Source organism: Burkholderia sp. Bp9099 (genome assembly GCF_003857805.1).
In the GTDB taxonomy this organism is placed as follows: domain Bacteria; phylum Pseudomonadota; class Gammaproteobacteria; order Burkholderiales; family Burkholderiaceae; genus Burkholderia.
Genome location: NZ_QTPU01000038.1, coordinates 51,384 through 62,383, shown reverse-complemented (window position 1 = coordinate 62,383; position 11,000 = coordinate 51,384). Strand labels below are relative to the sequence as shown.

The window sequence follows — 11,000 nt, the reverse complement described above, 5'->3', positions numbered from 1 at the left end:
AGCACGGTCAGCCACGGAAACAGCGCGAAGGTCTGGAACACCATCGCGACGCCTTCGGCCGGGCCGCGCAGCGGCTTGCCGAGATAGGTCACGTCACCGCCGGTCGGCTCGATCAGCCCGGCGATGATCCGCAGCAGCGTGGACTTGCCCGAACCGGAGCGGCCGAGCAGCCCGACGATCTCGCCTTCGCGCAGCGACAGGTTCGCGTCGTCGAGCACGAGCAACTCGCCCTGCGACTTGTTGAAGCCGCGATTCACGTGTTCGACGCGCAGGATTTCCTCGCCGAGGCGCGGCGGCTGAAGCGGCTGGGACGTCTGGACAGGGGCGTTGATTACGGTCTGGTTTTGCATCGCGCTTACTCTCAATCGAGACGGAGCCGGGATTCCGCATAGGCGTACATCGGACGCCACAGCAGACGGTTGAACAGGGTAACGAACAGGGACATCACGGCGATGCCCAGGATGATCTTCGGAAAATCGCCGGCGGCAGTCATCTGTGCGATGTACGAGCCGAGGCCATGCGCGACGACCCTGGTGTCGCCCCACTGCACGAACTCCGACACGATGCTCGCGTTCCACGCGCCGCCGGATGCGGTGATCGCACCGGTCACGTAGTACGGGAAGATGCCGGGCAGCATCGCCTGCCGCCACCACTGCCAGCCGCGAATGCGGAAGTTCTTCGTCGCTTCCTTGTAGTCGTTCGGATAGGACATCGCGCCGGCGATCACGTTGAACAGGATGTACCACTGCGTGCCGAGCACGATCAGCGGCGACAGCCAGATGTCCGCGTTCAGATGGAAGTGGACGATCACGATCACGAACACCGGGAACAGCAGGTTCGCCGGGAACGCGGCGAGGAACTGCGCGAGCGGCTGGATCTTCTCGGCCAGCGCGGGGCGCAGCCCGATCAGCACGCCGAGCGGCACCCAGACCACCGACGCGATCGCGATCAGCACCAGCACGCGCAGCAACGTGATCAGCCCGAGCACCACCACGTGGCCGACCTCGCCCAGCGTCACGCCGGTCGCCACGAAGCTGACGACGCGCCACCCGACGTACACCGTCAGCAGGATCACGAACGCGCCCCACACGACGTCGCCGACGCGCGACGAACCGCGCGCCGACGTGCCGCGCGAGCGCTTGCCCGTGAGCGCCGGCACGCGCAACGGAATCCGCGCGGCCTGCGACAGCAGCCAGCCGGCCGGCACGAGCAGCTGGTGGATCAGGTGCGTGCGGCGCAGCATGTCGAGCAGCCAGGACTGCGGCGCATCGCCCGACGCGGTGTTTTCCATCCGGAACTTGTCGGCCCACGCGACGAGCGGGCGGAACAGGAGCTGGTCGTACGCGAGGATCACGACCGACATCGCGACGATCACCCAGCCCACCGCGCCGAGGTTCTGGTCGGTGATCGCCTGCGCGAGATACGCGCCGATGCCCGGCAGCGTGATCGTCTGGTTGCCGACGGTGATCGCCTCCGACGCGACGACGAAGAACCAGCCGCCCGACATCGACATCATCATGTTCCAGATCAGCCCCGGCATCGAGAACGGCACCTCGAGCTTCCAGAAGCGCTGCCACGGCGTCAGGTGGAAGCCGCGCGACACTTCGCTCAGGTCGCGCGGCACCGTGCGCAGCGACTGGTAGAAGCTGAACGTCATGTTCCACGCCTGGCTCGTGAAGATCGCGAAGATCGCCGCGAGCTCGGCGCCGAGCACGCGGCCCGGGAACAGTGCGAGGAAGAACGTGACCGTAAACGAGATATAGCCGAGCACCGGCACCGACTGCAGGATGTCGAGGATCGGGATCAGCACCATGCCGGCACGGCGGCTTTTCGCCGCGAGCGTGCCGTAGACGAGCGTAAACACCAGCGACGCGACCATCGCGGCGAGCATCCGCAGCGTGGTGCGCAACGCGTATTCGGGCAGGTTCGACGGATCGAGCGAGATCTTCTGCGTCTGCAGTACGGCGATCGGCGCCATCGTCTGATGAAAGCCGACGATCGCCATTGCGAGTATGCCGATGATCAGCGGAAACGCGACCGCATCCCAGCGGTTGGGGAGCACGCGCCACGCGGACGCGTTGGCGGTGCGATTCGGATCGAAGAAACTGATATCCATCGGTAGCGTCTTGGTCGAATTGAAAATCGATGGGATCGGCCGCGTGACGTGCGGCCGGATGCGGCATCAGCCGGCGCGGCTCAGAACGGCTTGTGGCGCGCCCGGCCCAGGACCGCCGACCACGCGATCGACGCGGGCACGACCAGCACGCCCGCGACGCCGAGCGGCACGATCGGCAGGACCGAACCTTCCTTGACCGGACTGGGATCCGCGCTCAGGTGAACGCCGACGTAGACGATGCCGCAGGCAACGATCGGCACGAACGGCGCGAAGCCGATGGTGCGCGTGCGATGACCGCCCGCACCGCTGGTTTCCGTTGCCGCGAGATTCGGCATGAGGGGCTCCGGAGAAGTGATTCGGTGTCGCAGGCTATCGGGCGGACATGACGCAAACGTGACGTGTCACTTACAGGACATTGACAGGTCATCCGCCGGTGGTCGGTCATTGCGCCGCAAGCCGCGAGCAACCTCGCAACGCGCGGGAATAAATCCGCCGCCGCAGCGGTATGGCATACGAAGGCGCCGGCTTATTCCAGGACGATCCGGCCGTCCGGTTCCGTCACACGAATGCGAGGCTCACATGTCTTCATCGAATCCCACCCGCCCGTCGCGTCGCAAGGCCCTGCAATGCATGGCGTTCGGCGGCCTCGGCACGCTGTTTACACTGTCGGGCGGCATCCTGACGCCGTTCGACCTCGCGCTCGCGCAAAGCGGCGCCGCACTCCCCGCGGACAAGGGCCGGCCGCTGTTCGTGCAGATCAGCGACACGCACATCGGCTTCAACAAGGACGCGAATCCCGACGTCGCGGCCACGCTGCGGCAGACCATCGAGCTCGTCAACGCGATGCCTGCCACGCCCGCGCTCGCGATCCATACCGGCGACATCACGCACCTGTCCAAGGCAGCGGAGTTCGACCAGGCGTCGCAGCTGCTGTCCGCGCTGCGCGTGCCGGAGCTGCATACGGTGCCCGGCGAACACGACGTGACCGACGGCTCGGGTGCCGAATATTTCAGCCGCTTCGGCAAGGCGTCGGACAACCGCGGCTACTACAGCTTCGATCACGCGGGCGTGCACTTCGTCGCGCTCGTCAACGTGATGCACTTCAAGCCGAACGGGCTCGGCAGCTTCGGCGACGAGCAGCTCGCGTGGCTCGCGCAGGATCTGAAGGGGCAATCGTCGAGTACGCCGATCGTCGTGTTCTCGCACATGCCGATGTGGACCATCTACGAGCCGTGGGGCTGGGGCACCGGCGACGCACCGCAGACGATGGCGCTGCTGCGCCGCTTCGGCTCGGTCACCGTGCTGAACGGGCACATTCACCAGATCGTGTCGAAGGTCGAAGGCAACGTGACGTTCCACACCGCGCGCTCCACCGCGTTCCCGCAGCCGACCGCCGGCAACGGCCCCGGCCCGGTGCCGCTCACCGTGCCGCGCGACCGGCTGCCCGCGATGCTCGGCGTGACGACCGTCGACTTCGCCGGCCATCCCGTGGCGGCGTCGCTGCGCGACACGACGCTGGCCTGATCCCTCGCCCGATTCCGCTACGCAAGGAGACCGACATGACCATCCTCAAGCCCTCGACGCTGCTGGCGGCGCTGACCCTGTGCGCGGCCGCCGCCGGCACGCCGCTCGCCGCATTCGCGCAACCCCCGGCCGGCCCGCTCGTGACGATCCACAACTTCATGTTTTCGCCGATGTCGACCACGATCAAGGCCGGCACGACGGTCACGTGGAAGAACCTCGACGCGGAACCGCATACCGTCGTCAACGACGCGGGCATCTTCCATTCGAATGCGCTCGACCAGGACGAGACCTACTCGTTCCGCTTCGACAAGCCGGGGGTCTACAAGGTGTTCTGCGGGATTCATCCGTACATGAAGGAGACCATCACCGTGGAATGACGCGGCGCGCCGCGCCACGCGCGCGAAGGTCCGGCACCGCGGAGCGACGCCCGCCGATCGCCTACACTGGTTCCAACCGGCCGGCCCCCGCCGGCCGTCACCGACCACGAGGCAAGCGATGACGGCAAGTCAACCCGCACACCCGAAGCTACCCGGACAGGTCGTGCTCGTGCTCCAGGGCGGCGGCGCACTGGGCGCATACCAGCTCGGCGTATTCGAGGCGATGGACGCGGCGGGCATCCAGCCCGACTGGGTGATCGGCACGTCGATCGGCGCGATCAACGCGGCGCTGATCGCCGGCAACGCGCCCGCGCACCGCGCGCAGCGAATGGCCGAATTCTGGCGCCACGTCACCGAACGGCCCGCCGTGACCGTGCCGGGCTTCCCGACGACCTGGGACAAGATCGGCTCGGAACTCGCGGTGATCGGCGCGGGCCTCACGGGATTCTTCCGGCCGAATCCCGCCGCGTGGCTCGGGCCGCTCGCGCGGGTCGGCGTCGAGCACGCGTCGTACTACGTGGTCGAGCCGCTGCGCGACACGCTCGCGTCGCTGATCGACCTCGACCTGCTGAATGCGTGCCGGCCGCGACTGACCGTCGGCGCGGTCAACGCGTGCACCGGCACGATGCGCTATTTCGATTCGCGCGACCGGCCGCTCGACCTCGACCACGTGATGAGCTCGGGCGCGCTGCCGCCCGCGTTTCCGGCCGTGCGGATCGACGGCGCGCCCTACTGGGACGGCGGCATCTATTCGAATACGCCGGTCGAGGTCGTGCTCGACGATGCGCCGCGCCGCAGCTCGATCATCTTCTCGGTGCAGATGTGGAATCCGGTCGGGCCCGAGCCGCAAAGCATCTGGCAGGTGTCGGAGCGGCAGAAGGACATCCAGTACGCGAGCCGAACGGACGGCAACATCGCGCGGCAACAGCAGATTCACCGGCTGCGCCACGTGATCAAGGAACTGGTGATGCGGCTGCCGGAGGCGGAGCGTACGTCGGCCGACGTGCAGGCGCTCGCCGCGTGGGGCTGCCAGACGACGATGCACGTGATCAAGCTCGCGGCGCCGCGGCTCGACGGCGACGATCAGTGGAAGGACATCGATTTCACGCCGGACGGCATCGCGGCGCGCCGGCAGGCCGGATTCGACGCGACGATGCAGGCGATCGCCGCGCGCCCGTGGGATCAGCCGATGGACCCGACGGAAGGGCTCAGCGTCTGGAGCCCGGAAGAGAACCGGATCGGCGAACGGCACAACTGAGGCAGCCGGCGCAACGTCCGCGCGCGCACCGCCCGGCCCGGCAGCGGCTTAAAGCGCGCGGACGATGCCGCCGTCGACGCGAATGTTCTGCCCGGTGATGTAGCCGGCGCCTTCCGACAGCAGGAACGTCACGGTCTGCGCGATCTCCTGTGTCTTGCCGAAACGGCCGGCCGGAATGCGGGCCACGATCTCGGGCGTCTCCGGCCAGCTGTCGATGAAGCCGGGCAGCACCGAATTGATGCGGATGTTGTCCTTCGCGTACCGGTCGGCGTACAGGCGCGTGAAGGCACTGAGCGCCGCGCGCAGCGCGGACGACACCGGCATCGCCTGCTCGGGCGCGTCGGCCGCGAAGCTCGAGATGTTGACCACCGCGCCGCCGCCCTGCTTCAGGAAGACCGGCGTCACGCGGCGCAGCACGCGCGCGACGTTGAGCACGATCAGGTCGAGCCCTTCATGCCATTTGTCGTCGTCGATCGAGAGCAGGTCGCCCTTCGGCGGATGCCCGGTATTGTTGACGACCGCATCGATACGGCCGTACTTCGCGAGCGTCTCGTTCACGAAGCGCGCGATGTCGGCGTCTTCGGTGACCGACCCCGCCACGCCGAACCCGCCGAGTTCCTTCGCCAGTTCGACCGCGCTGCCGGACGGCGACATCAGCGCGACGCGATAACCGTTGCCCGCGAGATCCCGCGCGATCGCGGCGCCCATGCCCTTGCCCGCCGCTGTCACCAAAGCCACTTTCTCTACAGTCATGCTGTTCTCCTGAATGGGTCGGCGCAGCGCCGCGATCATCGTCTATCGCAGCACTGTAGGACTCTATAATCGGCTTGTCGAACCATGATTTCTCCACCCACACTGTAGAATTTCTACTGCATGAAGGCGCTATCGCGTACCCGCCGGTTCCCGCCGCTCAATGCGCTTCGCGCGTTCGAGGCCGCCGCGCGACACCTCAATTTCCGGCTGGCCGCCGACGAACTCGGCGTGACCCAGGGCGCGGTGGCGCAACAGGTCAGGCATCTGGAGGACGTCGTGGAGGTTCAGCTGTTCCGGCGGCTGCCCAGGGGGCTGGCGCTGACGCGCGAAGGGCTCGAGTATTTTTCGTCGGTCCAGCGCGCGCTGCAGATCATCTCCGACGCCACGGACGCGCTCGGGCAGCGCCCGACGGTTCTGGCGGTCAGCACGACGCCGTCGTTCGCGTCGAAGTGGCTGATTCCGCGCCTGTCGGACTTCGGCCGGCTGCATCCCGACATCGAAGTGCGCGTGATCGCCGACGAAAGGCTTGCGTCGTTCCGGGCCGACGGCGTCGACATCGCGATTCGACTGAGCAAGCCGCCGTTCCCGGCCGGCCTGGTCGCCGAGTTGCTGTTTCCGCTCGACATCTTTGCCGTCGCCAGCCCGAAACTGCTCGACAGCGGCTCGCCGATCCGGACGCCCGCGGACCTCGCAAAGCACGTGCTGTTGCACGACGCGCACGATCTGTGGCCCGAGTTCATCGACAAGCTCGGCGGCAAAGGCCGGGCCGATCCGACCAAAGGGCCGCGATTCAGCCAGTCGCTGCTCGCGATCGACGCCGCGGTCGCCGGCCAGGGCATCGCGCTGACCAGCGAGCCGCTGGTCGAACGCGATATCGCGGATGGCCGACTGCGGCGCGTGTTCGATTTTTCGTTTCCAATGTCGCTCGGGTTTTACGTCGTCTTTCCGCAGGCCAGTGCGCACTCGGAAGCGCTCGATGCGATGCGGCGGTGGCTGTTCGCGCAGTACGGGAACGGGTGACGCGCTGAAGTCCGACGGATCAACAACCCCACTTCCATCAGTGCCTTCACACGTATCGTTATTTTCCGATATATGATTCGCCCTTCGACGATACCCGTATGCCCAGAACACCACGCCCTTCCATGCCGACCGAACTCGACATCGACGCGATCCTGAAAGCGCTCTCGAACCCCGTGCGCCGGGAAATCCTCGTCTGGCTGAAAACGCCGGGCGCGCATTTCCCGGAGCAGACGCTGCCGTACGACCACGGCGTCTGCGCCGGGCAGATCGACGCGCGCTGCGGGCTGTCGCAGTCGACGGTTTCCGCGCACCTCGCGACGCTGCAGCGCGCGGGGCTCGTGACGTCGACGCGGATCGGCCAGTGGGCGTTCTTCCAGCGCAACGAGGCCGTCATCGACGCATTTCTCGACGCCCTGCGTCGCGAACTCTGACCCAGGCCATGCGGGCCACCCGTCGCGCACGACGCGACGGCCATCCCGCCTTTCGTGAAGAGGTTATCTCCATGCCTACCCTGTTCGATCCCGCTACCCTCGGCGACCTGACTCTACCGAACCGCGTCGTGATGGCGCCGCTCACCCGTGCCCGCGCCGGCAGCGCGCGCGTGCCCAACGACCTGATGGCCCGCTATTACGCCGAGCGCGCATCGGCCGGCCTGATCATCAGCGAAGCGACTTCGGTCACGCCGCAGGGCGTCGGCTACGCGGACACGCCGGGCATCTGGTCCGACGAACAGGTGGAAGGCTGGAAGCGCGTGACCCAGGCCGTGCACGCGGCGGGCGGCCGCATCGTGCTGCAGCTCTGGCACGTCGGCCGGATTTCCGATCCGGTGTTCCTGGACGGCGACCTGCCGGTCGCACCGAGCGCGATCGCCGCGGGCGGTCACGTGAGCCTCGTGCGGCCGCCGCGGCCGTACGTGACGCCGCGCGCGCTCGACATCGATGAAATTCCGGGTATCGTCGCCGCGTACCGCAGGGGCGCGGAAAACGCGAAGAAGGCGGGCTTCGACGGCGTCGAGATCCACGGCGCGAACGGCTACCTGCTCGACCAGTTCCTGCAGGACAGCACCAACCTGCGCACCGACGCGTACGGCGGCCCGATCGAGAACCGCGCGCGCCTGCTGCTCGAAGTGGTCGACGCGGCGATCGACGTGTGGGGCGCGGGCCGTGTCGGCGTGCACCTCGCACCGCGCGGCGACGCGCACACGATGGGCGATTCCGATCCGGCCGCGACGTTCGGCTACGTCGCACGCGAACTCGGCCGCCGCAAGATCGCGTTCATCTTCACGCGTGAATCGTATTCGGGCGACCAGCTGAGCCCGCGTCTGAAGGAGGCGTTCGGCGGCCCGCTGATCGCGAACGAGCAGTTCACGCTCGAATCGGCGCAGGACACGCTCGCGAGCGGCCACGCCGACGCGATCGCGTGGGGCAAGCTGTTCATCGCGAATCCGGACCTGCCGCGTCGACTCGAACTCGGCGCACCGCTGAACAAGCCGGTGCCGGAGACGTTCTACGCCGAAGGCGAAACGGGTTACACCGACTACCCGGCGCTCAGCGACGCGGCATGACGGCCGGCGGCACGTTCATGCGCGCACGTCCGCGCGCATGAACACGCGCTGCGTCTCGTCGAGCCCACGCGCGACGTGATGCGCGCGGACCGCATGCAGCGTGTCGTCGAGCGATGCGTCGTCGATGATGTCGAAGCCCAGGCGCGCGTAGTACGGCGCATTCCACGGCGCGTCGCGAAACGTCGACAGCACGACCTGCGCGATGCCGTCTTGCGCGGCGCGTGTCATGATCCGTTCAATCAGGCGCGCGCCGATCCGCTGCCCCGCATGCGACGGCGCGACGTCCAGCTCCTCCAGATAAAGCCGCTGCGCATCGAGCAGCCGGTAGAACGCGAAACCCACGCAGGCCCCCGCTTCGTCCGTCGCCACATACGCGCGGCCGTCGTCGATGCGTGCGAGCACGTCGGCCGCATCGGTCGGCTCGCCTTCGGCGATGTCGGACATGCCGATGTCGCGAAAGCGCTGGGCGGCGGCCACTTCCACGGCGGCCATCGCGGCCGCGTCTTCCCGCGTGGCGGGACGAATCCGGATCGATACTGTCATCACGACGAGGTAGGCAGGCAGGAACGGCCGTCACTATAATCGAAACTTCATACCTTTCGAACGCCTTGCCCACGAGGTTCGCCATGACGCTGTCCGCGCTCGCCGTGTTCGCCATCGCCCTGCTCGTCACCGCCGGCACGCCCGGCCCGAGCGTCGCCGCGCTCGTCGCGCGCGTGCTGACGAACGGCGTGCGGGACGTGCTGCCGTTCCTCGCCGCGATGTGGATCGGCGAGGCGCTGTGGCTCACGCTGGCGGTGGCCGGGCTGTCGGCGTTCGCACGCACGTTCGAGACGGGCCTGCTCGTGCTGAAGCTGCTCGGCGTCGCGTACCTGTTGTTCCTCGCGTGGAAGATGTGGACCGCGCCGACCGACACGCAGGCCGGCGACCTGCCGCGCGGGCAGTCGCCGTGGCGCATGTTCGTCGCGGGCACGCTGGTCACGCTCGGCAACCCGAAGATCATGCTGTTCTATCTCGCGCTGCTGCCGACGATCGTCGATCTGACGCATGTCGGTGTGCTCGCGTGGGCCGAGCTGGTCGGCACGATGCTCGCGATCCTGATCCTCGCCGACTGCTTCTGGTCGCTGCTCGCGGTGCGTGCGCGGGCATTTCTGACGTCGGCACGCGCGAAGCGGGTCGCGAACCGCACGAGCGCGACCGCGATGGCAGGTGCGGCGGTGGCGATCGCGACGCGGTAGTCCGTCGATCGCACACCATCCCGTTCTCCGTAGACCTGCAATGCCGTAACTCGAGAAAATTCCCGCGGCACTTGCCGCACTGTCGATTTCTCGTCGCGAGATCGTGCTTCCGCTCGACGCCGCGCTCGAATGCATTGACTATTGCGAGCGTCAGCGCATTCCGATCTATGGTTGGGAAGGTTGGGTCCTGACTGTCGGCGAGTTCGCGGTCTTCAATGCGAATGCGCTAACAACCCATTAGCCTGCGCCTGCCACCCACCACGGGCCCATCCTCATTACACTCGACCAGCGCCCGCACCAACGCCCAGTCATCGTCGTCGCAGAAGTCGAGCAGCATCGCACCGCACGGCCCGCGCGCTTCGCGCAACCGCGCCGCGAGCCGCGCCTGAATCCCGATCACCCTACCGTCGCCGCGCGCGACCACCGACGGATTCGCGCCCATCCCCGTGCCGCTGCAGAAATTGATCGCCCAGCGCCCGCTCTCCGGCGACGGCATGCGGCTCAGCAGCGCATCGATCACACGCCACTTGTAGTGGATCGACCCGGCGACAGGCACACGGTATTCATCCTGGATCACGAACGCCGCATCCGGATGATCGACCGTAAACGTCGCATTGTCGGGCCACGCGGTCAGGTCGATGCCCAGCGGCCGGCTGCTGCGGAACCGCCGCAACAGCACCACCGCGCCGCGCACGTCGCCGAGCGCCGGCAGCGCGCGGCCCGCATGCCAGCGCAGCCGCGGATGCCGCGCGCAATGCGCATCGAACGTCGCATCGAAACTGCGCGTGCACGCATGCGCGGGCCATTCGTCCTTCACCGACATCACGATGCATTCGCGCGGATGCGCATCGAGAAAGCGCGTGCAGTCCGCGAGCACGTCGTCGAACGACAGGCCGAGCGCGATGCCGCCGTGATGGATGTCGAACGTATCGCCCCGGTGCCGGCAGCGAATGTCGAGCAGCCGCACGCCATGCGCGAGCTGCGCATCGAGCGGCGCGCGCTGCGTGCGTACGAGCGGATCGTCGACCGTATACGCACAGGTGTCATGGCTGCCCGGTAGGGTCAGCGTATGCAGCGGCCGCGCGTCGTCGAGCGCCGACATCCAGTCGGCCAGCGGCGTGGAGGCTTCGTGTCGCGAAGGGATCATGAA

Annotated in this window: 13 protein-coding genes; 7 read left to right on the top strand and 6 right to left on the bottom strand. The window is 67.5% G+C overall.

Going from position 1 to position 11,000, the window contains the following annotated elements; all coding sequences use genetic code 11:
• From DIE17_RS32275 to DIE17_RS38135, 3 genes are all read right to left on the bottom strand, one after another.
• On the bottom strand, positions 1-350 hold a 350-nt coding region (locus DIE17_RS32275; RefSeq protein WP_124921646.1), incomplete at its 3' end, for an ATP-binding cassette domain-containing protein.
• Positions 351-361: 11 nt separating this feature from the next.
• On the bottom strand, positions 362-2,116 hold the full coding sequence (locus DIE17_RS32270) for an ABC transporter permease subunit (protein ID WP_124921645.1): 1,755 nt from the start codon (positions 2,114-2,116) through the stop codon (positions 362-364).
• 80 nt (positions 2,117-2,196) lie between these two features.
• Positions 2,197-2,451 (bottom strand): phosphate transporter, encoded by a 255-nt coding sequence (locus tag DIE17_RS38135; RefSeq protein ID WP_260439280.1) that lies wholly within the window; start codon positions 2,449-2,451, stop codon positions 2,197-2,199.
• Between the two features lie 244 nt (positions 2,452-2,695).
• Between DIE17_RS38135 and DIE17_RS32260 the strand changes: the two genes are divergently transcribed.
• The 3 genes from DIE17_RS32260 (at position 2,696) to DIE17_RS32250 (ending at position 5,275) form a co-directional block, all read left to right on the top strand.
• Positions 2,696-3,640, top strand: a complete 945-nt coding sequence (locus DIE17_RS32260; RefSeq protein ID WP_044846687.1) for a metallophosphoesterase — start codon at positions 2,696-2,698, stop codon at positions 3,638-3,640.
• A gap of 35 nt (positions 3,641-3,675) precedes the next feature.
• On the top strand, positions 3,676-4,017 hold the full coding sequence (locus DIE17_RS32255; RefSeq protein WP_124489034.1) for a cupredoxin domain-containing protein: 342 nt from the start codon (positions 3,676-3,678) through the stop codon (positions 4,015-4,017).
• Positions 4,018-4,135: 118 nt separating this feature from the next.
• Entirely contained in the window at positions 4,136-5,275 is a 1,140-nt protein-coding gene (locus DIE17_RS32250) for a patatin-like phospholipase family protein (protein WP_124523729.1), read from the top strand.
• A gap of 48 nt (positions 5,276-5,323) precedes the next feature.
• On the opposite strand, the gene DIE17_RS32245 is transcribed toward DIE17_RS32250, so the two are convergent.
• Positions 5,324-6,028 carry an SDR family oxidoreductase gene (locus tag DIE17_RS32245; protein ID WP_124523727.1) on the bottom strand — a complete coding sequence of 235 codons (705 nt, stop codon included), beginning with the start codon at positions 6,026-6,028 and terminating at the stop codon, positions 5,324-5,326.
• Positions 6,029-6,148: 120 nt separating this feature from the next.
• On the opposite strand from DIE17_RS32245, the gene gcvA reads away from it, so the two are divergent.
• The 3 genes from gcvA to DIE17_RS32230 all read left to right on the top strand — a co-directional run bounded on the left by gcvA (position 6,149) and on the right by DIE17_RS32230 (position 8,612).
• Positions 6,149-7,048, top strand: coding sequence for a transcriptional regulator GcvA (gcvA, locus tag DIE17_RS32240; protein WP_124668144.1), 900 nt, complete (start codon positions 6,149-6,151; stop codon positions 7,046-7,048).
• 122 nt (positions 7,049-7,170) lie between these two features.
• Positions 7,171-7,479 carry a helix-turn-helix transcriptional regulator gene (locus tag DIE17_RS32235; RefSeq protein WP_044846683.1) on the top strand — a complete coding sequence of 103 codons (309 nt, stop codon included), beginning with the start codon at positions 7,171-7,173 and terminating at the stop codon, positions 7,477-7,479.
• A gap of 71 nt (positions 7,480-7,550) precedes the next feature.
• Positions 7,551-8,612 carry an alkene reductase gene (locus tag DIE17_RS32230; RefSeq protein ID WP_124668145.1) on the top strand — a complete coding sequence of 354 codons (1,062 nt, stop codon included), beginning with the start codon at positions 7,551-7,553 and terminating at the stop codon, positions 8,610-8,612.
• 15 nt (positions 8,613-8,627) lie between these two features.
• Here the strand turns inward: DIE17_RS32230 and DIE17_RS32225 are convergent, their stop codons facing one another.
• Positions 8,628-9,155: a GNAT family N-acetyltransferase gene (locus DIE17_RS32225; RefSeq protein WP_124668146.1), complete on the bottom strand. Its 528-nt coding sequence runs from the start codon at positions 9,153-9,155 to the stop codon at positions 8,628-8,630.
• 83 nt (positions 9,156-9,238) lie between these two features.
• On the opposite strand from DIE17_RS32225, the gene DIE17_RS32220 reads away from it, so the two are divergent.
• Positions 9,239-9,850 (top strand): LysE family translocator, encoded by a 612-nt coding sequence (locus DIE17_RS32220; protein WP_044846680.1) that lies wholly within the window; start codon positions 9,239-9,241, stop codon positions 9,848-9,850.
• Between the two features lie 226 nt (positions 9,851-10,076).
• Here the strand turns inward: DIE17_RS32220 and DIE17_RS32215 are convergent, their stop codons facing one another.
• On the bottom strand, positions 10,077-10,997 hold the full coding sequence (locus DIE17_RS32215) for a phosphatidylinositol-specific phospholipase C (RefSeq protein WP_185733844.1): 921 nt from the start codon (positions 10,995-10,997) through the stop codon (positions 10,077-10,079).
• Positions 10,998-11,000 lie beyond the last annotated feature (3 nt).